The sequence below is a fragment of the Kordia sp. genome (assembly GCF_965283645.1).
Lineage (GTDB): Bacteria > Bacteroidota > Bacteroidia > Flavobacteriales > Flavobacteriaceae > Kordia.
Map to the genome: position 1 here is coordinate 2,532,852 of NZ_CBDIPG010000001.1, position 23,306 is coordinate 2,556,157.

Sequence of the window (23,306 nt, forward strand, 5' to 3'; positions counted from 1 at the left end):
AACGGAACGTAAACTATTTACAAAAATGGCAAATAACATAGAAGTAAAAGACTTACTTGATGCAGGTGTACACTTTGGTCACTTGACAAGAAAATGGGATCCAAACATGGCGCCGTATATCTACATGGAGCGTAATGGAATCCACATCATAAACTTATACAAGACTGCAGCTAAAATCAGTGAAGCGAATGAAGCTTTAAAGAAAATTGCAGCATCTGGTAGAAAAATACTATTCGTAGCTACCAAAAAACAAGCAAAAGATATTGTTGCTGAAAAAGCGGGGAATGCTAACATGCCGTACATCACTGAAAGATGGCCAGGTGGAATGTTAACAAACTTTGTAACGATCAGAAAAGCTGTTAAAAAAATGGCTTCTATTGATAGAATGAAAAAAGATGGAACGTTCTTAACGTTGTCTAAGAAAGAGCGTTTACAAGTTGATCGTTTAAGAGCTAAATTAGAGAAAAACTTAGGTTCTATCTCTGACATGACTCGTCTTCCAGGTGCATTATTCGTAGTTGACATCAAGCGTGAACATATCGCGATTAAAGAAGCTCAAAAATTAAACATTCCAATTTTTGCAATGGTTGATACAAATTCTGACCCAAGAGAGGTTGATTATGTAATTCCTGCAAATGATGATGCTTCTAAATCAATCGAGAATATCTTAACACACGTTACAGATGCAGTAATCGACGGATTATCTGAAAGAAAAGCTGAAAAAGAAGCTAAAAAAGCTGAAAAAGAAGCTGTTGTTGCTCCAAAAGCAGCGGCGAAAGCTGAAGTAAAAGCCGAAGCTCCTGCAAAAACTGAAGCTCCAGCAAAAGAAGAAACAAAATAATTATTATTTAACGTTGATACGTTAATTCACCAAAAGGAGATCAATAACTTTGTTGCTGATTTTTAAAAATGTTGCATTAACGTATAAACATTAAACCAAAAATAAAATGGCAAAAATTACAGCCGCAGAAGTAGGTAAATTAAGAAAAGCTACAGGTGCAGGAATGATGGACTGCAAAAAAGCATTAGTAGAAGCTGAAGGTGACTTCGATAAAGCTATTGATATTCTTCGTAAAAAAGGACAAAAGATCGCTGATAAAAGAGCAGATCGTGAATCTTCAGAAGGTGTTGCCGCTGCTAAAGTAAATGCAGACAATACTGCTGGTGTTGCAATTGTTTTAGGATGTGAAACTGATTTCGTTGGTAAAAACGCAAGTTTTGTTGCCTTAGCAAAAGAATTTGCAGACTTGGCTATCGGATTCAATACAAAAGAAGAATTTTTAACTGCTGATTTCGGTGGAATTACAGTTGCTGAAAAATTAATTGAGCAGACTGGTGTAATCGGTGAGAAAATTGACGTAACAGCTTTTGACAAAATAGAAGCTCCTTATGTTGGTTCTTATGTACACATCAATAAGATTGCCGCTGTTGTAGGTTTATCTGCAAAAGTTGAAAACGTTGATGTTTTAGCGAAAGATTTAGCTATGCAAATTGCTTCTATGGGAGCAACAACTTTATCGTACAAAGATTTTGATCCAGCATATGTTGCCTCTGAAACAGAAGCAAGAATTGCCGCTATTGAAAAAGACAACGAAGAATTAGGACGTTTAGGAAAAACATTAAAAAATGTTCCTAAGTACATTTCTATGTCTCAGTTAAGTGAAGAAGTTTTAGCACAAGCAGAAGCAGATGCAAAAGCTGAATTAGCTGCAGAAGGAAAGCCTGAGAAAATTTGGGATCGTATCTTACCAGGAAAAATGGACAGATTTATCTCTGATAATACTACATTAGACAAAGAAAAATGTTTATTAGACCAAGACTTCATTAAAGATGAAAAGTCTACAGTTGCTAAATATGTTTCTTCTTACGGAGACGTTGAAGTAACAGGTTTCAAACGTGTATCTTTAGGATAAATCATCTTATACGAGAAGATAAAAATAAAGAGGTCATTTGAAAAAATGACCTCTTTTTGTTTTAAAAAACTTTACCACACGATTAACATCCAATCCCAACAACTGTAATTGTTAGTGTACAATGTAAAGTTGGTCCATCATCGTCACAACCTGGATGTCTTGAACCTGTGTTTTTTGTTGTTTCACAAACCTCGCCTGTACCAAATACTGGACAACAAACATCAACAAAATTTCTACTTATTGTAGCTACACAGCCATTAGCATCACTTTGATTTGCAATTCCTCCTATTCCGCCTTTAATAGTAGATAAATTTGAAACGTTGATCTTGTTTAAGCCTAATTTTAATTTTTGTTTTTTCATAATTTTAATTTTAAAAGATTAATACCCTGAAAAATTGTGCACCTTTTTCATACACCAAAACTATTGAAAACAGTTTTTAAAAACACTATAGAATTTATAAGCGTCGAACATTCTTCATAGGCGTTGATTTTTTTCTTAATTTTTTAACTTCTGTAAGTTTTATAAACCTAAATAGTGTCAACTGTTCTTATAAAATAAAAAAATAGCTGCATATAATACAGCTATTTCTCCTTTGTACATAAAAGCACTTCTTATTCTGAATTGTCGTTATTAGTAGACTACATATTTCAACTTATTTTCTTTTTCATAGCAATAATTGAATGAAATATGAAAGTATAAACTTATTACAGTACTAATGTTTCACAATAAAAAGTTTTTAGCACACTTTTATTGATTTAGTATAAGATAATTAGTCTGTAAGAAAACAAACACATGTATCTTCGTGTGTCAAACAATTTCCTGTTGGATCACCACCACATCCTGGATGTCCTGAATGACATGTAGTGTCTTGTGTATTAGGACATTCATCTGATCCAAATACTGGACAACAAACGTCAATGAAATTTCTACTCAATGTAGCTCTACATCCAACTGCATTACTTCCATTTCCACCTCTTACTGTAGATAGGTTTGAAATATTAATTTTTCTTAATCCTAATTTTAAATTTTTCTTTTTCATGATAGTTTGTGTTTGGTAATTTTTACAAAACAAAGATATTCACACTTTTTCCCACAAGTTGTTAATATTTTCATAAGAAATTACGTATAAATATTTAAAGATTTAATAGAATCCATAAAAAGAATTTATACTTTAACTTGAAGATCATTTATAAATCATTTCAACATTTGATAAAATATGTCTTCTCTCATAAAAACATTTTCACACACTTCTTTATTTATTATATTTGCACAACTCATCACAACAAGCAATGCAATACAAAAGAATTTTACTAAAATTATCGGGCGAAGCGCTCATGGGCGAAAGACAATATGGAATTGATCCGAAACGCTTAGCTGAATATGCCGAAGAAATTAAAAAAGTAGTCAACCTAGGAATTGAAGTTGCCATCGTTATCGGTGGAGGAAATATTTTTAGAGGTGTTGCCGGCGCTAGTAACGGAATGGACCGCGTACAAGGTGATCATATGGGAATGTTAGCAACTGTTATTAATGGGTTAGCATTACAAAGTGCTTTGGAAGATGCCGATGTTCATACGCGTTTATTAACCGCTTTAGAAATTAAAGAAGTTGCCGAACCTTATATCAAACGAAAAGCAATTCGCCATTTAGAAAAAGGACGTGTTGTTATTTTTGGTGCAGGAACAGGAAATCCATACTTTACTACAGATTCTGCCGCAGTATTGCGTGCCATTGAAGTACAAGCAGATGTAATTTTAAAAGGAACTCGTGTAGATGGAATTTACAATGAAGATCCTGAAAAAAATACTTCCGCTATAAAATTTGATCATATTTCGTTTGATGAAGTTTTAAAACAAGGATTGAAAGTAATGGATACAACTGCTTTTACCTTAAGTCAAGAAAACGAATTGCCTATTATTGTGTTTGATATGAATACACAAGGAAATTTACTCAGAGTAGTTTCAGGTGAAAATATTGGAACAAAAGTGAACTTGTAAGATAAAATCTGGCGTAGTTTTTGATTTTATACAAGCAATAACAAAAAAATATTTTAAATTAGTAATGATATAGAAAGTATTACAACTGCTTTCATTAATAATTTTAACAGTATGAACGAAGACATTAAATTTATTATAGATACCACAAAAGAAGCAATGGAAAACGCTATTGCCCATTTAAGCAAACAATTATTAGCTATTAGAGCTGGAAAAGCTTCTCCTGCAATGCTATCTAGCGTAATGGTTGATTATTATGGTTCACAAACGCCTTTATCACAAGTTGCGAATGTAAACAGTACGGATGCGCGCACAATTACAATTCAACCTTGGGAAAAAAGCATGATTCAAGAAATTGAAAAAGGAATAATGATTGCCAATCTTGGATTTAATCCAATGAATAATGGTGAATCTGTAATTATAAATGTACCAGCACTAACGGAAGAACGTCGTAGAGAATTGGCAAAACAATCAAAAGGTGAAGCCGAAGATGGAAAAGTAGGTATTAGAAATGCGCGTCAAGAAGCAAATAAAGAAATTAAAAATCTTGATATTTCTGATGATGCTAAGAAAAATGCAGAAATTGATGTGCAATCATTAACAGATAGTTACATCAAAAAGATTGATGAAATATATGCACTAAAAGAAAAAGAAATTATGACGGTTTAAAAAACGTTAAACTTATAATAAACTAACTATAAAGCGACCTGTGGTCGCTTTATTTTTTGTAACATTATGCCATATTATTCGTTATACTTAAAAGCTTTGAGGAAATATGTAATAATTAAGAAGTTACAACTACTAACACACTAATTAATATGTTTCCATCCGACATCTAAAATAACTTAACAGATGAAAAAATCTTTACTGATTTTTATTTTATTGTTCGCTTCTATTGGTGCATTTGCACAACAAACAATATCAGGAGTTGTAACTGACAAAAAAACAAAAGAATCACTTCCTTTTGCCAATATACTTCTATCCGAATCTAAAGGTACAATTACCGATGCAGAAGGAAAGTTTGTGCTAAATTTAAAAAAAGAAATTACGTCTATTCGTGTTTCCTATATTGGTTATAAAACGCTTACAGTTCCTATTACCAAAAACACTACATATCTTACCATAGCGCTAGAGCCTTCACAAGAATCTTTGGATGCAGTTGTGTTGTACAACAAAGAAAATCCTGCATTACAAATTATTCGTGATGCCATCAAACGCAAAAAAGAAAACGATCCTGAACGCAAACTTAATTCATTCAAAATCAGCTCATACAATAAGCTTTTAGTAACTGCGAATCCTGATTCCATCAATGGAAAAATAGATTCTATTTTTACAAAAAAAGATGGAAAACTTGTGTTTAAAGAAGTTGATTCATCTAATTATAGCTTCAAAAAAGATATGACACGAAGCCACATTTACTTAACGGAAAAAGTAAGTGAAGTGTCTTTTAGTTCATCCAAAGGAAAACGCGAAAAAATTCTAGCAACACGAATGGCTGGTTTTAAAGAACCAATTTATGAAGTATTAGGATTAAAAATTCAGTCGTTTTCATTCTATAAAAATGAATACGATCTTTTTGGAACTTCGTATGCAGGTCCATTAGCAAACAATGCACTATCAACCTATAATTATAAAATTTTAGATACGGTTACCAATAACAATCGTGATGCATATATGATTTACTATAGCCCAAAAAAGAAAGGGCAAACTTCTGGATTGGAAGGTATTTTATATGTTGATCAAAAATCATTCGCGCTACAAAAAGCGATTGCAGAAATAAAAGGTGTAATTGATATTAAAGCGATTCAAAATTTTGAATACAATCAAACATTTGAAGTGTGGTTTCCAAGTGATAAAGAAATTAATATCCGCAAAGGAAAAACCGACGATTCTGTTTCCCTTTTAGGAACAACTATAAATGTACAACGTGGAACAACACCGCAAGACAGCACAAAAACAGTTCGCACAAACGAGCAAGATGAAAGTGACTATGTATACCTAAGCTCAAAAACGAAAAACTTTGACTTAGCAATTAACAAAGAAGTATCAATTCGTGGTCGTGGTTTGGCAATTGAAATTGATGAACTTGCACACAACAGAAGCGAAGAATTTTGGAATCAATACAGAACGGATAGCATTACAAAACGTGGTAGAGAAACCTATGTCGTTTTAGATAGTGTCGTTGCAGAAGAAGGTGTAGAGAAAGATATTTACTTAGCCAGAAAACTACTTAAAGGATATTATCCAACAAAATACGTCGATTTAGATTTACGCTACTTATTAAAATACAACAACTACGAAGCTTTCCGTTTGGGACTTGGTGGTGTGACCAATGCAAATTTTTCTACCAAATATAGATTGAATGGTTACGGAGTGTATGGAACACGTGATAAAGATTTTAAATTTGGTTTTGGTGGCGCGGCACGATTGGACAAACGAACAAACACTTGGTTTGGCATGTCGTACACAGATGATTTAGTAGAAACTGGAAGCTCTACATTTATTACAGATAGACGCGCATTTTCATTATTTGAACCACGCTTGTTCAACATTGATTTATTTTACGAAACCAAACGTATCACAGCAAATATAGAACATCAAATTACAGCAAAAACGCATGCAAATTTTATGATTTCTAAAAGCAATATAGAATCTACGTATGACTATGGTTTTGTAAATGATGGTGAAATTTTTAACGCGTATGATATTACGGAAGCTATCTTTTCTGTACAATGGAATCCATTTAGCGAATACATGCAAACGCGTCATGGACGTACGGAAATCAAAAAGGCATTTCCACAATTTGCATTTCAAGTAACGCAAAGTGTTGATAATTTTCTTGGTAGTGACTTTGACTATACAAAGTTTGATGCCAGAATTGTTCACGAAATTAGACCAATTAATAAAGGGATCACATCATTTTTAGTAAAAGGTGGACTGGGAATTGGAGACATTCCAATCTCACATTTATATCACACTTCACCAAACAATCCTAACAAAGATGTGTTGTTACAACGTTTTTCTATTGCTGGAAGAAACAGTTTTGAAACTATGTATTTCAATGAGTTTTTCTCTGACAAATATGCTATGTTTCAGGCGAAGCATCAATTTAAACCATTTAAAATTACAAAAGGTTTCCGTCCAGAATTAACCTTAATTACGCGTTTTGCTATTGGTGATGCTGAAAACATAGAACGTCATTTAGGACAAGAATTCAATTCGTTAAAACACGGATACTCCGAATCTGGTTTTGAAATCAACAAACTATTTGCTGGTTTTGGACTTAGTTTTATGTACAGATATGGTGCGTATCATTTACCAGAGTTGCAGGACAACTTATCATTTAAATTCACCTATTATTTTAGTTTAGGATTTTAAGCCTGTCTTCAATCGTTTTTCATAAATTTGCACGAGCAAAGGTGATACAATGATTAAATGGATAAATACGCAGTTTTGGGCAAGTGTAGCTAGAATAATTCTCAGAAACAGAATTATTATTTTAACACTTATAGTTTCCATGACTATCTTTTTAGCAATGCAATGGGAAAACATGCGATTTTCCTATACAGAAGCTAATTTACTTCCTGACAATCATCCTGTTAATGTTGAATACAACAAATTTCTTGATATTTTTGGTGAAGAAGGAAACCTTATTATTCTTGCCGTAAAAGATTCATCTCTTTTCACTCCTAAAAATTTTAATGCTTGGAATCGACTCAGTAAACAATTCAATGCAAAACCTGAAGTTTCAGCAGTTATTTCTACAGAAAATCTTAAAAAACTGATCAAAGATGATGAAAATCAAAGTTTTACATTAAAAGATTTAGTTTCTGGAGAAGTAAAAACACAAGCCGAAGTTGACGAAATTAAAAACGAACTTTTTAACAATCTTCCATTTTACAAAAGTTTATTATTTAATGATGAACAAACCATTCGTACAGCCGTTTATCTTGACAAAGAAATTGTAAATACAATCGTTCGGAAAGATTTTATTTATGACGAAGTACTTCCACTTATTGAAAACTTTGAAAAAGAAACAGGGCTCGATTTGCGCGTTTCAGGAATGCCATACATTCGTACGCTCAATTCGCAAAACATTGTAGACGAAATTGGCTTGTTTATTGGTGCTGCATTGCTAATTACAAGTTTAATATTCTTCTTCTTCTTCCGCTCATTCCGTGCAACATTCATATCTATGATCGTGGTAATTATTGGTGTCATGTGGGCTTTCGGAATCTTAGGATTATTGCATTATGAAATTACCGTGTTAACCGCATTAATTCCTCCGTTAATCATCGTAATAGGAATTCCAAACTGTATATTTTTTATCAATAAATACCAGCAAGAAATAAAAAAACATGGTAATCAGGCAAAATCATTACAACGTGTAATTTCTAAAATTGGAAATGCTACGTTAATGACCAACGTAACAACGGCGGCAGGTTTTGCAACTTTTATTATTACGGAAAGTAAGTTATTAAAGGAATTTGGTATTGTCGCTTCTATCAACATTATCGCCATTTTTATACTATCACTCTTAATCATTCCGATTATCTATAGTTTTATGGCGTTGCCAAAAGAAAAGCACCTAAACCACTTAAACAAACGTTGGATTAGTGGTTTTGTTGGTTGGATGGAAAATACAGTACGTCATCATAGAGTTGCAGTGTATATCACTTCTGTATTCCTATTAGCATTGAGTATTATTGGAATTTATCAAATACGAATTTCTGGTAGTTTAATTGAAGATATGCCGCAACGTGCAGACTTTTTTCAAGACATTCGCTTTTTTGAAAAAGAATTTGACGGAATTATGCCATTAGAAATTATGATTGATACCGATCGTAAAAATGGTGTCACTAAACTTCCGACATTAAAACGCATGGAAAAGCTTGAAGAAATCATCTTAGAAACTCCCGAATTGTCAAAACCGATGTCTATAGTAAGTTTGGCAAAATATTCACGTCAAGCATTTTTTGGAGGTTTGCCTAAAAATTACACCTTACCATCATCTAACGAAAACACGTTGATTTCAGCGTATGCTGTAAAATCAAAATCGAATACAAACTTACTCAACAGTTTTGTAGATTCTACAGGTCAATATGCTCGTATCACCACGTTTATGAAAGACATTGGAACGGATAAAATGGAGCGTATTGAAGAAAATTTACAAACACAAATAGACAAAATATTTAAAGGAAAGTACAAAGTCACCATGACAGGAAAAGCACTTGTTTTTCTAAAAGGGACAAAATATTTAGTCGATAACTTAATCATGTCGTTATCACTGGCAATTTTCTTGATTTCGTTATTTATGGCGTATTTATTCCGTTCATTCCGAATGATTTTAATTTCGTTAGTACCAAACTTACTTCCATTGCTCATTACAGCTGGAATGATGGGTTTTTTGGGCGTTCCTATTAAACCATCAACCATTTTGGTGTTTAGTATTGCATTTGGTATTTCTGTGGATGATACCATACATTTCTTAGCAAAATACAGACAAGAATTACGAAGCAACAATTGGAAAATTCGCAAATCGGTATATGCAGCCTTACGTGAAACTGGCGTAAGTATGTTTTACACATCCATCGTTTTATTCTTTGGATTTTCGGTATTTATGATTTCAAGTTTTGGTGGAACGGTTGCTTTAGGCGGATTGGTTTCTGCAACACTACTCTTTGCTATGTTAGCAAACTTACTACTATTACCTTCTTTATTGCTTTCGCTAGAACGAAGCATTGCAAACAAACGTGTATTAAAAGAACCTAACTTCAGAATTCTTCCTGAAAAAGCAAATCGAAAATTATCAGAGCTTACGCGAAAAAATGATGAAGATGACGATGATGAAGCTACATCTCACAAAGAAAAGTATACAAAAAAATAAAGCCTGAAGCTGTTGTTACAGCATTCAGACTCTATTAGGTTCCCCCAAACCTACCTTAATTTACTTAATCATTGAAGACAAATTAAGATTACAATTGATTAATAGCCATGACAAATATATGTCAAGTTTGAGCGTTCAGACAAGGGGAAAATTCCCCTTTTTGCTGGGTAAATCCCTTTTATTTTCAAGTATTTTTACGCTTCTGCGAATTATTCCACAAAAAGAACATACACTTCTTACAAAACACATCTATATTTTTATCAACTCTCCTTTCATTAGTTTTCACTAATAAACTATATTTGTCGCCTAAATTATTATTGAAATGAAATCATACACAGTAGCTGAGTTATTAAGCTCAGAAACATTAGTACAAGAAGTTATTGTAAAAGGTTGGGTACGAACGTTTAGAGCAAATCGATTTATTGCTTTAAATGATGGTTCAACAATTCATAATATTCAATGTGTTGTTGATTTTGAAAATACCAATGAAGATATTTTAAAACGCATCAGTACAGGTGCCGCAGTTTCTATTAAAGGAGAATTAATAGAAAGTCAAGGTAAAGGACAAAAAGTAGAAGTTGTTGTAACTGACATTACTATTTTGGGAGATGCTGATCCGGAAGAAGTATCAAAAACGATACTGCAACAAAAAAGACACACATTAGAAAAATTAAGAGAACAAGCACATTTACGTACACGTACAAATACATTTAGTGCGGTAATGCGTTTGCGTTCGTCATTATCATTTGCAGTTCATAAATATTTTAATGATAACGGTTTCTATTACATGCACGCACCAATTGTTACCGGAAGTGATGCAGAAGGCGCTGGAGAAATGTTTAGAGTAACCACATTAGACCCTAAAAATCCACCATTGGATGAAGAGGGAAATGTAGATTACACAAAAGATTTCTTTGGAAAGGAAACCAACTTAACAGTTTCTGGACAATTGGAAGCGGAAACGTATGCCATGTCTTTAGGAAAAGTATATACGTTTGGACCAACATTTAGAGCTGAAAACTCCAATACATCACGTCACTTGGCCGAATTTTGGATGATTGAGCCAGAAGTTGCATTTATGGACTTAAGTGGAAATATGGACTTAGCAGAAGATTTTATGAAATCGGTGCTTTCGTATGTATTAGAACACAATGCGGATGATTTAGCCTTTTTAGAACAACGTTTAATTCAAGAAGACAAGTCGAAACCACAAGCTGAACGTAGCGAAATGACGTTGACAGAAAAGTTGCGTTTTGTAATTGACAACAACTTTAAACGTGTAAGCTATACGGAAGCTATTGATATTTTACGTAATTCAAAACCAAATAAGAAGAAGAAATTTAAATATATAATCAACGAATGGGGCGCTGATTTACAAAGTGAACACGAACGTTTCTTGGTAGAAAAGCATTTTAAATGTCCTGTAATTTTATTTGATTATCCAGCAAATATTAAAGCATTTTACATGCGATTGAACGAAGACGAAAAAACAGTTCGTGCCATGGATATTTTATTCCCTGGTATTGGAGAAATTGTTGGTGGATCGCAACGTGAAGAACGTTTGGATGTGTTGAAAGAAAAAATGGCCGCTTTAGGAATTCCTGAAGAAGAACTTTGGTGGTATTTAGACCTTCGCAAATACGGAACGGCTGTACATTCAGGTTTCGGATTAGGTTTTGAACGTTTGGTTATGTTTGCAACAGGAATGGGGAATATTAGAGACGTAATTCCGTATCCAAGAACACCGTTAAATGCAGAGTTTTAAGAAAATTAAACCACATATAAAAGCAGTTAAGAAATCCTTAACTGCTTTTTTTTTAGCCAACAATAATTAAAATTTAAAAAACACCTACTTTACCAAGAATAAAAGAGTGAAAATCTTCTAAAGCGCACCTATTTTATTTGAAGTTGACACGTATTTAGTATTGATTTTCACTTTTTTGAATCATTTTCATGTGAAATACGCTATTATTTTTTCCTTTTGAGATACCAATACCATAGGAGGTTTTTTATATTTGTGTAGAACTAAAGACAATTCATGATAAAAAAAACACTTCTTGCTGTCATTCTGGTATTATTTTTGACAAGTTGTAGTAACAAAAGTACCGATCAAGTTAGTCCATATCTAAATTTTGAAAAAGGCTTCTCGCAAACATTAGTGGTTGAAACCAAAACAAGTGCTACTAAAGACATGTCTTTTCAAGAATCAAGAGAAATTCAATTCCAATTAGATACTGTCACAAAAGACAGTTCTTTTGTATTTACAGGAAAAATAATTCGCATGATTTATAAGTCTGATATGTTTGGTGAAAAAGAAGGTTTTGATACGCAAGTAGTAAAAGCCATTAATAACACAAGCAAAATGAGCGCAAGTGAATTAGAGATTTATAATGAAATAAAGAATACGTTAGATAAGGAATTTACAATTATCTTAGACAAAAGAGGTAATTTACTAAAAACAGCTACTTTTAAAGATGGAACGTATATAGATCCTGAAATTGCAAAATCGTATACAGTTGCTCCAATTATTTTTCCTGATGAAAAATTAGCGGTTGGGTATTCATGGGAATTTAATACAGAAAACCCAATAATTCCAACACAAAAAATAAAACATATTTATACTGTTGACAATATTACAGCCGATAAAATCATACTTGATGTAAAAGTAGAAATTAACGCTTTAAGTACTTTATTAGAGAGTAATGTAGCAACAGGAGTTTATGAAATAGATCGAAAAACCAAACGATTTATAAAAGGGCAACGAGAAATGAAATTACAAATAGGTGGCGGAAAAGCAATTTACAAAATTTACGAACAGTAAAATTTACTGTATTTAAAAAATACCCGCAACGTGTTTTACACAATATAATATGCTAAGACAACAACTAAATTTTAGATTATCCCAAAAATTATCACCACAACAAATTCAGTTAATGAAGTTGATTCAATTGCCTACACAAGCTTTTGAGCAACGTTTGAAACAAGAATTGGAAGAAAATCCTGCGCTAGATAACGGAAAGGAACAACTTGACGAGTATGATGCTGATTTGTCTAACGAATATGATGACGATTACGGAAATGATACTATTGCCGCTGAAGATATTAATGTGGACGATTATTTGAGTGATGATGAAATTCCTAATTACCGCTTACAAGCAAATAATTATAGTGTAGATGATGAAGAAAAAAATGTTCCGTATGCTTCTGGAACATCTTTTAATCAGCATTTAAAAACACAGTTAAACACCTTCAGACTTTCTGAAGAAGATAGAGAAATTGCCGAATTTTTGATTGGTAGTGTGGACGAAAGTGGTTATATCCGAAGACCTTTGGAAGATATTGTTGACGATTTAGCGTTTACACAAAACATATTTACATCGGATGAAAATGTGCAAAAAATTCTAACTATTGTACATGAACTCGATCCCGCTGGAGTTGGCGCGCGGAATTTACAAGAATGTTTATTGATTCAGTTGCGCAGAAAAGAACCAACACCATCTATTGAACTTGCCATTGCAATTTTAGACAAATCGTTTGAGCATTTCACAAAGAAGCATTACAAGAAATTATTACAAAAATTTGATATTGTTGAAGAAGATTTACGCGATGCCATTTTAGAAATTGAACGTTTAAATCCAAAACCTGGCGGATCGTATGCTGGAAACACAAAAATTATTGAGCATATTGTTCCCGATTTTGCCATTCGCATCACAGAAGGTATTTTAGAATTGACTTTAAACGGGCGAAATGCACCAGAATTGCATGTTTCTAGAGAATATAACGATATGCTGAAAGGGTATAAAGATACACGTCAGAAAACAAAATCTCAGAAAGATGCTGTGATGTTTATCAAACAGAAATTAGATGCCGCAAAATGGTTTATAGACGCTATTAAACAACGGCAGCAGACACTTTTGGTAACTATGAACGCAATTCTTCATTATCAAGAGGAATATTTCCTTACGGGAGATGAACGCAAGTTGAAACCAATGATTTTAAAGGACATTGCCGATATGATTAACATGGATGTTTCTACGGTTTCACGTGTGGCAAATAGTAAATATGTAGATACTCCTTACGGAACAAAGTTGATTAAGGAATTTTTCTCTGAATCGATGAAAAATGAACAAGGAGAAGATGTTTCAACACGAGAAATTAAGAAGATTTTAGAAACTGTTATTGAAGATGAAAGCAAGAAAAAACCGTTAACGGACGAAAAATTAGCTTCTATTTTGAAAGAAAAAGGATATCCTATTGCACGTAGAACGGTTGCAAAATATAGAGAACAACTTGATATTCCTGTTGCTCGTTTACGAAAGAAGATATAATAAATGCGCACTTTTTTAAAGGTAATATCATACCTCTTCCACCCTATTTTTATTCCAATTATGGCTACGATTGGCTATTTTTTAGTCACGCCCAGAATGTACGAATTGGTTTTTAAGATTGATGTTTCTATTACAATTACCATTTTCACGATTTGTATTCCAATGTTGATTTTTATTTTGCTGAAACGTTTTAAAATGATTGATTCTATTTTTTTAAAAGCTGTTTCGGAACGTAAAATTCCGTTATATATTTATGTTTTAATTCTGTTTTTAATCATCACGAAAGTGATTACTAAATCAATTTTTGCAGAGTTGTATGACTTCTTTTTAGCTACTTTAATTTCTGCTGTTATCTGTCTTTCACTTGTGTTTTTTCGTGTAAAAGCGAGCATGCACATGATGGGGATTTCAGGTTTGGTGATGTTTTTAGTTGTGTTGAGTATTACATATCAGGTAAATATCACATTTGCCTTGAGCATTTTAATTTTTATAATTGGATTGGTAGCAACTTCGCGCTTGTTCTTAAAAGCACATACATTTCCTGAACTTATTTTTGGTTTTTTTATCGGCTGGATTCCGCAACTATTGGTCGCTGGTTGGTAATTGGGTTTTAGTTGCTAGTTAGTTTATTTATTTTAGAGCTAAACTAATTCGTCAACTTCAAAATTTTCAGCGCTGCATTTTTATTTAAAATAATGAAGTGCGCAACACCACGTATCATAATTTTTTGAATGGCTTTTGCTTCTGAGTGATTTAAATAGCTAATATCTTTCTGATATTGATACGTTCCTTGTTCATTACCTAATAGTACATACCCTCTAGAGGCATCATAACGAATGGTTTCTATTTCCGCATCATAGATATTTCCAACACCGAAGATGTCTGTATAACCATCAGTATTGAAGTCGTGAGTAGCAATACTTAATGTTGGTCCAAATTGTGCTTGATTTGGCAATGTTTGTATGTCAAAACTCCCGTTTCCATTATTTTTTAGACTAAAAGATTTAAAATTTGTGACTTTGAAATGCGTAGCGTTTGCTAAATTTTCTTGTCCGTATATTTCAGGTAGTGTAGATGCTGCAAAATCTTTGTACGTTTTTATTTTACTGTTTAACATTGGGGTTTGCTCAGAAGAACATTGCTTTCCTCGTACAGGAAGTAATTGGCCAGTTTTTGATACTTTACTCAATGCCATATCAAAAGAAGCATTTTGATCTAAATTTCCAGCGTAGATATGCAACGGTTTTTCTTCTGTTGGATGAAATTTATTGTTCGTTCCCCAATTTCCTATGATGTAATCGTTATCACCGTCATTGTCTATATCTGCTTCCCTAATAGATTGATACCAACCTGTTGCGTTAGCAAGCTCAGAAAGGTTCTTTTTGTCAAATTTCCCATTGTTGTTTTCAAAGATGGTAATTGGCATCCATTCACCAACAACTAGTAAATCTAAATCGCCATCAGCATCATAATCAGAAAAAATAGCATCATTTACCAGTTTCAATTCTGAGATTTCAGAAATAACCTCATCCTTTGTATTTGTAAATTTTCCGTTTTCATTTTTTAATAGATATGATGTTTCTGCTAATGGATATTTCCCATGTTTGGTATTTGCTCCAATAAAAATATCAATGTCACCATCGTTGTCATAATCTGCTGCAGCAATCGCTTTTGTATTGATATGTATCTTTGGCAAACGATTGGATTTTGTATAGTTTCCTTTCCCATCATTTATATACAATCGATCTTGTAAAAGCAAGCTGTTTTCTTCATTTTCATAACCTCCAGAAGTTACATATAAGTCTAGATCTTTATCATTGTCTACATCAATAAATTGAGCATTTGTATCTTCGTATTTTTTTTCAGCTTCAAATAGTTTTTGATTGTTTTCAGAGAAAGTTCCATCACTTTTTTGAAGGTATAATTTTGAAATACTTCCTTTTGCATTTCCCACAAAGAAATCATCTAAACCATCATTGTTTACATCAGCTACAGCTAAAGGATTTCCTTTTTCAGATTGCTTTTGCGGTAAGAGCACTTGCAATTCAAAATCGTTAAATTTATTTTCTTTTTGAGTAAATTCAATTCCTAAATCAGTAGGATTTATAGTTTCAAATAAAGCTACTGAGTTTGAACTTTCTACTTTTTCTTGTGTTGCATTTTTATAATTTATTGTAATTGCTTTGTTTATTTTTATATTAGAGAGCAATTGTTTTTTACCATCTTGCCAATAGATTTTAACACTATCAACTTTTGTAATTTCGCCTAAACCAAAATGTAATTTATTCGTTACTGAAGATTGATAGCCTCTACTTAGTTGTACTGTTTTAGCCTGTTGCAATCCGTTGGCATACACATGAATTGTGGTTCCGATTCCATTTTTATTTTGATCAGTTCCGACAAGTGAAAAGGTAATGGAGTTTCCTTCTGAATAGTTTTTGTAAACCTGTGCTTCTTCATCTTGGTTATTTGTCACAAGGTCTAAATCACCATCATTATCAAGATCAACATATACAGCACCACTAGAATTGACCTTCGTTGTAAATCCCCAATCTTTTGTTTTGTTAGAAAAACTTATGTCTTTATTATTTTGAAATATATAATTGCTCAAGGTGTTTGAAGGCATCATATTGATCGCTTCTTGCAAAGATACTTTCTTTCGATTTTGAATGTTGGTCTTCATCTTGTTTCGAAAATCCTGATTGGAAAGATCGTGCTCAATTCCATTGGTCACAAACACATCATTGTACCCGTCATTGTTAAAATCGGCAATTAATGGTGCCCAACTCCAATCGGTTTTGGCAATACCTGACAACTGCGCTATTTCACTATACGTTCCATCACCATTATTGAGTTGCAACATGTTAGACATATACTGATGATGATAGCCTGCATTGACAACAGCATTGAAGTTTTCTGTACTCATGTTTGCCATATTTTCTTTGCTTCGGATATGATCTTCCGCTAGCATATCTAATACTAGTAAATCTGGTAGTAAGTCGTTGTTGATGTCTGCAAAATCTGATCCCATACTGTTTGCAGAAATATGTTTGAAACGTGTTAAGATTTCATCTTTAAACGTTCCGTTACCTTGATTGATGTATAGAAAATCAGGTTCTAAAAAGTCATTTGCTACGTAAATATCAGGAAGACTATCATTATTAAAATCTCCAATAGACGCACTTAATCCCCAAGCTTTGTTTTCAATTCCTGCGGCGCGTGTTACATTGGTAAAATGGTTTCCATCATTTCTAAATAATTGATCAGAGTTATACGGTTCTTTTTGTTGTTGAATTCGCGCATCAATATTGGTATTGTTTTGAAAATCAAAACGATGATTTACCAAGTATACATCTAAATCGCCATCCGTATCATAGTCAAAAAAATAGGCTTGTGTAGAAAACCCAAAATGATCAATGCCATACGTAGCCGCATTTTCTTTAAATGTATTGTCTTTTTGATTGATGTATAATTTGTTTTTTCGAAGTTCATGATTTTTCAACGATCCAGATTTGCATACATAGATATCTAACCAACCATCATTGTTAATATCAATCATACTTACGCCGGTTGTCCAGCCATTTTCATCAGAAACGTTGGCTTTTTTTGTAATATCTTCAAACTTAAAATCTCCTTTGTTTATATACAATGCATTGCTCCCTTGATTGGAGGAAAAATACAAATCGTCCAGTCCATCATTGTTAATATCTCCGACGGCAATTCCGCCACCGTTGTATATGTAAGAGTAGTTTAGGAAATTAAAATAGAGGTTTTCTTGTACTTCATTTTTGAAATGAATGTTTGTATGATCGTTATTGATCACACTAAATAATGTATCACTTTTTTCTGCTGTTTTTTTAGCACAACCAACACCGAAAAAAAGTATAGCGAAGTAAAAGATTTTATGTTGTTTTAAAAATATCATTTCAGAGGATTTATTTAGTATTAATTGCGGTCATTCCAGTCTAAGGTTTTGTGATGCTTAGCTAGGTATTTTTTTACAATAGAAATATCTTCTTTCGCTGTTAAATCAGGAACATGTTCAGAAAATGGAATGCCTTCAACTGTATTAGGATGCTTTTTAATCATGTTTAATAAAGCGGTTGGCAGTTCTTTTTCATTTCTAACAGGATGAATAGGGCAATTTTCGAGGTATTTTAAAAATACTTCTCCTTTAAATTTAAAAATGTTCATGCTTACTCTTAGTGTGCCTGAAGCATCTTTGTAATTTTCTACTTCCTTTAAATCTGGTTTTTCTATAATGTCTACTAATTGGTTTTTAGTATTTAATTTAGCCAAAGCAAAGCGCGCAACTCTTTCCATAGAAAATTCCAAAGCATCTCTATCATATCCTATAAAGGCAGTATCACTCGTTGTCTTCCTCAATGCTAAAAACGCTTCCGCAGTATATAAATTATCACTGTTGCAAACGGTGTAATACTCAGAATTCAATGCTGGATATTGCATCACGGCTTGGTAAACTGCATCTGCAGTACCCAAAGGTTTGATTCTTTCTTTTGGAATATGTTGTGTAGCAAAAGAGATATTGAGTCCATGAAAGTCATTATTTTTTTCTTTAGTTCCATAAAATTCTTTGAACAGTTCACTTTGCGTTCCTACAACAATATAGATGTTTTTATAGCCTGCTGATTTTGCATTGTATAATAAATAATCTAGTATTGGTCTTCCATCAGGATTTACACTGATAAGGCTTTTGCTTCGCTGATTTGCTGCAGTAATTTCTTGTGCACTTAGGTTGTTACCTGTGGTTTGCTTCTTCATTCGTGAAGAAGCGCCTCCTGCCAATATGATTAAGTTTGTATGCATTTTTTGGTTGTATGCTCGTTATATAATTCTAGCTCCAGTATCTATAGATACTAAATACGCATTAACAGCGCCTGCATTTTTGATGCTGTCAATTACTTCTTGTTCTTTTCCTTCAGGAGCTATTGCTACGATGCTTCCACCTTTTCCTGACCCTACAATTTTTGCTCCTAATGCACCAACATTCATAGCTGCATCAATCATGTTGTCAATTCTTGGAACTGTGATATGCAACAAGTCTCTCAATATTTCATGATGCTGATACATTAAACCGCCTATTTTTTTATAATCTAATGCTACTTTTTGAAATTCGAGTAATGCTTCTTGAGTAATCAAATAATTTAAAACAGCTGTACGAAAATACGGTTGTAACTCTGTCGTTAAATAGTTTTCATAGGTTTCTATATCATTCTTTTTGACGTTTCTTATAGTAAAACTTGCTTCAAATTCTTTTACCTTTTCAATAGATAGTATCGCATTTTCTTTTAATTCTTTGAGCGTTCCTAATGTGTCTTTGGGAATACCTGATTCACCAATAATTAGTCCTAGTAATTTTTTGGGAATGGTTTGATATGCTGCACTTTCGTCTGTTTCCAGATATATAATATTACCTAAGCTAATACTGTATTGATCCATTTTTCCACCAGATGATTTTTGCTCTACAACTTCTGCTTCGTACGCGATTTGCGCTATCAATTCTTGCGTCACTTTTTGATCACAACCAAAAGCTTCAAGTAAAAACTGTACCCAAGCGACTACAACAGCAGATGAGCTTGAAAGTCCCGCGTTTATAGGAATTGTTCCTGTGATGGTAATGTCGTATCCTTTTGTTGGAATACAATTGTACTTTTTTAAAACTTTTAAAACCGCCAAAAAATGATCTCCAATAACATTTGTATTTTCATTTACAGCATCAATTTGTATTGTTCTTTGTTTGTCAATATCTGGTTTTGATATGTTGAAATATCTTGAATAGTTTTCTACCGCTACTAATTTTATGAATTTATCAATGGCACAAGCAATAACTGGCAAACCTAAATAGTCTTGATGATCTCCAAAAAGACAGGTTCTACCAGAAGCTAATGATATTATTTTTTTCATTAGTACGTGTTTTTAATCCAATTGTATGGTTTGCGTTTTACCCACATTCCCCTTGTGAAATCTGGAAAATCTTGCGGAGCGCCATTGTTTTCAATCGAAGCTTCAGAAAGTGGTGTAATTGCACTCCAAGCTGCGGCATCATACGCATCTAATGGTGGCGCAATGTTTTCTTTAGCCGATTCTACAAAAGCATTTAACACAAAAAAGTCCATGCCGCCATGACCAGAACCTGCGGCATATTCTCCGTATTTTTGCCATAATGGATGATCATATTTTTTGAGCCATTCGTCAGCAGCATCCCAACGATGCGGATCAGATTTTCCTTCTATGTAAATTCTGTTTCCATCTACTTCCCATAAGCCATTTGCACCTTGCACTCTAAAACCTAATGAATACGGTCTTGGTAAGTTGCAATCGTGCGTTACAATAATAGTTTCTCCTTTTGCAGTTTCTATCGTTGTGGTAATGACATCACCTTGCTTAAATTTTACTTTTGCATTCGGATGCTCTTCTCCTCCATGTTTTACAATATAATTATGAAGTCCAATAGCTTTTGAAGCATTGGATGTTAAGGATATAAAGCGATTTCCTCTATTTACATCACACATGGTTGCAATGGGTCCAACACCGTGCGTAGGATATACATCTCCATTTCTTAGTACAGAATGTTGTGTACGCCATTTTGATTCTGAGATTCCTTTTTCGCCAAATTCAACACCTTTTCCGTACGGCGTTTTTCCATCATTTAGTTTTACAAAACGCAAATCATGTTGGTAACCGCATCTAAAATGCACCAATTCTCCAAACACATTTTGTCGTACCATATTAAGTACAGCCATTACATCTCGGCGATAGTTTACATTTTCCAGAATCATGAGATGAGAACCTGTAGCTTCATGTGTGTTTACTAAATCCCAACATTCTTCTAGTGTGTTTGCTGCAGAGACTTCTAAACCTGTATATTTTCCAGCTTTCATCGCAGCAACAGCCATTTTCGTATGCCATAACCAAGGTGTTGATATGATCACTGCATCTATTTCTTTTAAGTCTAATAGATGTTTATAATCATCATCAGATTTCCCAAATACCTTTGGTTTTTTATAACCAGCTTCTTCTATATTTTTTAAGGCAATTTCTATTCGTTTTGGATCTATATCGCAGATGGCAGTCACTTCAATATCTTTTCGCTGTAAAGAGTTATTTAAATGATTGGTTCCTCTGAGCCCAACTCCAATAAAGGCTAGTTTTAATTTTTGCTTGTTTGTATTTAGTATAGCCCCAAAAGCAATATTAGGAATTATAGAAATACCTACTCCAGCGGTAGCTATTTTTTTTATGAAATTTCTTCTCGATTTCATACTGTTTTTTGGTTTGGTTAAGATATCTATAAAACTAGGAAATAATAAATTGGTATAGAAATGATGTTTTACTATTTGGGCAAATTACAATTCGATATGAAAATTATCTTCACGTAAGTGATGAATTAAGTTTTCCATAGGTCGTCTCACAAAACTAGTTGCTAGCAATCCTTTTTTGCTGAGTTCACTATTTATAACATCTTTTCCGTGATAGGCAATAGAACCTACAAAATGTAATGGTACTGTTTTGAGTTCTTCACGATATTGTAAAACGTGATTTTCTATAAATTTTGCCATGCCTTTAGCGAGCAACTTCGCAATGTATGGATGTTCTTCGTTTTCAAACATGAATTTTGCAAATTCGGCTAGGTACTTATTGGGCGTAGCAGATTTATATAATTTATCAACTACTTTTTTTTCTTTTACGTTAAATGTTGCACCAAATGAAAGACGTAATTCTTTAGGCATTTTTTTATAGAAATAACCTCTTAAAAGCCTTTTTCCAAAGTAATTTCCACTGCCTTCATCCATGACTACATATCCTAATGAAGGTATTTTTGAGTGTGTTTTTTCGCCATCAAAATAGCAACAATTTGAACCTGTACCAAGAATACAAACTACAGCGGGTTCGTTTGTTGTTGCCCAGACTGCTGCCATGATATCTTCCCGTACTATAGATTTAGAGTTTTCAAAGAATGCGTTTAAAATATGCTTGATTTTATCTTGATTTTTTTTAGTACCACAACCAGCGCCAAAGAAGCAAACTGAAGTAATTTTGTCTTTATGTTTAGAGAGTTTTGAGTTCTCAGTGATAATTTTTTGTAGTGCCTTTTTTGATAAAATAGCTGGATTTAATCCTTTCGTTCTAATTCGTAAAGGTTGTTTTTCCTTGTTTTCATATACTATCCAATCACATTTTGTTGAACCACTATCTGCTATTAATACCATTTTTTACGTTTAAATTTTTGCTAATAGATTGTATACAGACATGATTTCATCAATCATATCAATCCCTTTTTGAAGCACTTTACTTTTTAAATGAATTTCGGCAGTAACGGTATTGCCCTTTTCATCTCCGTTTTTAATATGAAACGTTCCTTCTGGAAAAAACACATGCAATCCATTTGATTCATCTTGTAGATACAAATCAAATTCGCCACTTACCCAATTTAGAAACTTGTCATAACGCTTTGAAGATGAAAACGTAGTTTTTCGAATTAATTCATGATAAGGGCTTGTATATGATATGTTGGTTTTGTTATCCACTTTTAGCTGTTTTAAGCACTTAAATTTAATTGCTCATTTTCAATTTTCCTCAATAGTTTCTGTACACAGTTTTGCCCTGTTTTAAATCCATCTTTCTCCGAAAAAGCATTGTTTTTAGGGACTTCATTTGAAGAAAATTTAATATTATTTTTTATGTACACTACTGGCAATCCCTTTTCTGTAATGCTTCTAATATGTGCTCCTTTTTTAGGTGTTGCAGTTTCTTTGATAGGAGAAAAAATCAATCCGTCAATAATATTACTTTCAGATAATAATTTGATATATGCAATTTCTTTTTTGTAATCATTACACGATTGGTATACCATAATTTTATAATCGTTTTTAGATGATTCTTCCGTAATTCCAATCAAAGAGTCTAGAAAGAAAGCATCTTTTAAATCTGGTAAAATCACGCCTAATATCAAACTTTTTCTATTGCGTAACGCAGACGCAATAATATTAGGTTTGTAGTTCAGAGACTTTGCTACTTGATGCACTTTGTCTTTGGTAGCATCACTTATTTCTGGACTATTGTGCAAGGCTTTTGAAACGGTAGAAATTGACAACTCTAAGATTGTTGCCATATCTTTTAGTGTAACACTTGTATGTTTTTTACTTGAGTTGTACATCATTT

The 23,306-nt window shown here is 33.0% G+C and carries 19 protein-coding genes; 10 read left to right on the forward strand and 9 right to left on the reverse strand.

What is annotated here, in order from left to right:
* The first annotated feature begins 25 nt into the window (after positions 1-25).
* Complete coding sequence (gene rpsB, locus ACQ654_RS11185) at positions 26-841, forward strand: 30S ribosomal protein S2 (protein ID WP_430410415.1); 816 nt, start codon at positions 26-28, stop codon at positions 839-841.
* Positions 842-947: 106 nt separating this feature from the next.
* The gene (tsf, locus tag ACQ654_RS11190; protein WP_430410416.1) at positions 948-1,913 is read left to right on the forward strand and encodes a translation elongation factor Ts; all 966 of its coding nucleotides are present in this window, start codon (positions 948-950) and stop codon (positions 1,911-1,913) included.
* An 82-nt stretch (positions 1,914-1,995) separates the two neighbouring features.
* On the opposite strand, the gene ACQ654_RS11195 is transcribed toward tsf, so the two are convergent.
* On the reverse strand, positions 1,996-2,274 hold the full coding sequence (locus tag ACQ654_RS11195; protein WP_430410417.1) for a hypothetical protein: 279 nt from the start codon (positions 2,272-2,274) through the stop codon (positions 1,996-1,998).
* 409 nt (positions 2,275-2,683) lie between these two features.
* Positions 2,684-2,953: a hypothetical protein gene (locus ACQ654_RS11200; protein WP_430410418.1), complete on the reverse strand. Its 270-nt coding sequence runs from the start codon at positions 2,951-2,953 to the stop codon at positions 2,684-2,686.
* Between the two features lie 250 nt (positions 2,954-3,203).
* On the opposite strand from ACQ654_RS11200, the gene pyrH reads away from it, so the two are divergent.
* The 8 genes from pyrH to ACQ654_RS11240 all read left to right on the forward strand — a co-directional run bounded on the left by pyrH (position 3,204) and on the right by ACQ654_RS11240 (position 14,726).
* The gene (gene pyrH, locus ACQ654_RS11205) at positions 3,204-3,911 is read left to right on the forward strand and encodes a UMP kinase (RefSeq protein WP_430410419.1); all 708 of its coding nucleotides are present in this window, start codon (positions 3,204-3,206) and stop codon (positions 3,909-3,911) included.
* A gap of 111 nt (positions 3,912-4,022) precedes the next feature.
* Positions 4,023-4,577: a ribosome recycling factor gene (gene frr / locus ACQ654_RS11210; RefSeq protein ID WP_430410420.1), complete on the forward strand. Its 555-nt coding sequence runs from the start codon at positions 4,023-4,025 to the stop codon at positions 4,575-4,577.
* Between the two features lie 183 nt (positions 4,578-4,760).
* Complete coding sequence (locus ACQ654_RS11215; RefSeq protein WP_430410421.1) at positions 4,761-7,286, forward strand: DUF5686 family protein; 2,526 nt, start codon at positions 4,761-4,763, stop codon at positions 7,284-7,286.
* Between the two features lie 49 nt (positions 7,287-7,335).
* A complete protein-coding gene (locus ACQ654_RS11220) occupies positions 7,336-9,795 on the forward strand; it encodes an efflux RND transporter permease subunit (protein WP_430410422.1) in 2,460 nt (819 codons plus the stop codon).
* Between the two features lie 322 nt (positions 9,796-10,117).
* Positions 10,118-11,560, forward strand: a complete 1,443-nt coding sequence (gene asnS / locus ACQ654_RS11225; RefSeq protein WP_430410423.1) for an asparagine--tRNA ligase — start codon at positions 10,118-10,120, stop codon at positions 11,558-11,560.
* Between the two features lie 273 nt (positions 11,561-11,833).
* A complete protein-coding gene (locus tag ACQ654_RS11230) occupies positions 11,834-12,616 on the forward strand; it encodes a hypothetical protein (RefSeq protein WP_430410424.1) in 783 nt (260 codons plus the stop codon).
* A gap of 49 nt (positions 12,617-12,665) precedes the next feature.
* The gene (rpoN, locus tag ACQ654_RS11235) at positions 12,666-14,123 is read left to right on the forward strand and encodes an RNA polymerase factor sigma-54 (RefSeq protein ID WP_430410425.1); all 1,458 of its coding nucleotides are present in this window, start codon (positions 12,666-12,668) and stop codon (positions 14,121-14,123) included.
* A 195-nt stretch (positions 14,124-14,318) separates the two neighbouring features.
* Complete coding sequence (locus tag ACQ654_RS11240; protein ID WP_430410426.1) at positions 14,319-14,726, forward strand: hypothetical protein; 408 nt, start codon at positions 14,319-14,321, stop codon at positions 14,724-14,726.
* Positions 14,727-14,769: 43 nt separating this feature from the next.
* Here the strand turns inward: ACQ654_RS11240 and ACQ654_RS11245 are convergent, their stop codons facing one another.
* From ACQ654_RS11245 to ACQ654_RS11275, 7 genes are all read right to left on the reverse strand, one after another.
* A complete protein-coding gene (locus ACQ654_RS11245) occupies positions 14,770-18,048 on the reverse strand; it encodes a VCBS repeat-containing protein (protein WP_430410427.1) in 3,279 nt (1,092 codons plus the stop codon).
* A 20-nt stretch (positions 18,049-18,068) separates the two neighbouring features.
* A complete protein-coding gene (locus ACQ654_RS11250) occupies positions 18,069-18,950 on the reverse strand; it encodes a sugar phosphate nucleotidyltransferase (protein ID WP_430410428.1) in 882 nt (293 codons plus the stop codon).
* An 18-nt stretch (positions 18,951-18,968) separates the two neighbouring features.
* A complete protein-coding gene (locus ACQ654_RS11255; protein WP_430410429.1) occupies positions 18,969-20,048 on the reverse strand; it encodes a mevalonate kinase family protein in 1,080 nt (359 codons plus the stop codon).
* A complete protein-coding gene (locus tag ACQ654_RS11260) occupies positions 20,048-21,406 on the reverse strand; it encodes a Gfo/Idh/MocA family protein (RefSeq protein WP_430410430.1) in 1,359 nt (452 codons plus the stop codon). The genes ACQ654_RS11255 and ACQ654_RS11260 overlap by 1 nt, the downstream gene beginning before the upstream one ends.
* An 84-nt stretch (positions 21,407-21,490) precedes the next feature.
* Positions 21,491-22,354 carry a BadF/BadG/BcrA/BcrD ATPase family protein gene (locus ACQ654_RS11265; protein WP_430410431.1) on the reverse strand — a complete coding sequence of 288 codons (864 nt, stop codon included), beginning with the start codon at positions 22,352-22,354 and terminating at the stop codon, positions 21,491-21,493.
* 9 nt (positions 22,355-22,363) lie between these two features.
* Positions 22,364-22,672 (reverse strand): hypothetical protein, encoded by a 309-nt coding sequence (locus ACQ654_RS11270; protein ID WP_430410432.1) that lies wholly within the window; start codon positions 22,670-22,672, stop codon positions 22,364-22,366.
* Between the two features lie 11 nt (positions 22,673-22,683).
* Positions 22,684-23,304, reverse strand: a complete 621-nt coding sequence (locus tag ACQ654_RS11275) for a LacI family DNA-binding transcriptional regulator (RefSeq protein ID WP_430410433.1) — start codon at positions 23,302-23,304, stop codon at positions 22,684-22,686.
* Positions 23,305-23,306: the final 2 nt, after the last annotated feature.

Excerpts from the sequence above, each read along its gene's own strand:
- ACQ654_RS11255 (WP_430410429.1), bottom strand. The coding sequence starts at position 20,048 with ATGAAAAAAATAATATCATTAGCTTCTGGTAGAACCTGTCTTTTTGGA.
- frr (WP_430410420.1), top strand. The coding sequence starts at position 4,023 with ATGAACGAAGACATTAAATTTATTATAGATACCACAAAAGAAGCAATG.
- ACQ654_RS11200 (WP_430410418.1), bottom strand. The coding sequence starts at position 2,953 with ATGAAAAAGAAAAATTTAAAATTAGGATTAAGAAAAATTAATATTTCA.
- rpsB (WP_430410415.1), top strand. The coding sequence starts at position 26 with ATGGCAAATAACATAGAAGTAAAAGACTTACTTGATGCAGGTGTACAC.
- ACQ654_RS11250 (WP_430410428.1), bottom strand. The coding sequence starts at position 18,950 with ATGCATACAAACTTAATCATATTGGCAGGAGGCGCTTCTTCACGAATG.
- asnS (WP_430410423.1), top strand. The coding sequence starts at position 10,118 with ATGAAATCATACACAGTAGCTGAGTTATTAAGCTCAGAAACATTAGTA.
- ACQ654_RS11215 (WP_430410421.1), top strand. The coding sequence starts at position 4,761 with ATGAAAAAATCTTTACTGATTTTTATTTTATTGTTCGCTTCTATTGGT.
- ACQ654_RS11220 (WP_430410422.1), top strand. The coding sequence starts at position 7,336 with ATGATTAAATGGATAAATACGCAGTTTTGGGCAAGTGTAGCTAGAATA.
- pyrH (WP_430410419.1), top strand. The coding sequence starts at position 3,204 with ATGCAATACAAAAGAATTTTACTAAAATTATCGGGCGAAGCGCTCATG.
- ACQ654_RS11265 (WP_430410431.1), bottom strand. The coding sequence starts at position 22,354 with ATGGTATTAATAGCAGATAGTGGTTCAACAAAATGTGATTGGATAGTA.
- ACQ654_RS11260 (WP_430410430.1), bottom strand. The coding sequence starts at position 21,406 with ATGAAATCGAGAAGAAATTTCATAAAAAAAATAGCTACCGCTGGAGTA.
- ACQ654_RS11195 (WP_430410417.1), bottom strand. The coding sequence starts at position 2,274 with ATGAAAAAACAAAAATTAAAATTAGGCTTAAACAAGATCAACGTTTCA.
- ACQ654_RS11240 (WP_430410426.1), top strand. The coding sequence starts at position 14,319 with ATGATTGATTCTATTTTTTTAAAAGCTGTTTCGGAACGTAAAATTCCG.
- ACQ654_RS11275 (WP_430410433.1), bottom strand. The coding sequence starts at position 23,304 with ATGATGTACAACTCAAGTAAAAAACATACAAGTGTTACACTAAAAGAT.
- tsf (WP_430410416.1), top strand. The coding sequence starts at position 948 with ATGGCAAAAATTACAGCCGCAGAAGTAGGTAAATTAAGAAAAGCTACA.
- ACQ654_RS11245 (WP_430410427.1), bottom strand. The coding sequence starts at position 18,048 with ATGATATTTTTAAAACAACATAAAATCTTTTACTTCGCTATACTTTTT.
- rpoN (WP_430410425.1), top strand. The coding sequence starts at position 12,666 with ATGCTAAGACAACAACTAAATTTTAGATTATCCCAAAAATTATCACCA.
- ACQ654_RS11230 (WP_430410424.1), top strand. The coding sequence starts at position 11,834 with ATGATAAAAAAAACACTTCTTGCTGTCATTCTGGTATTATTTTTGACA.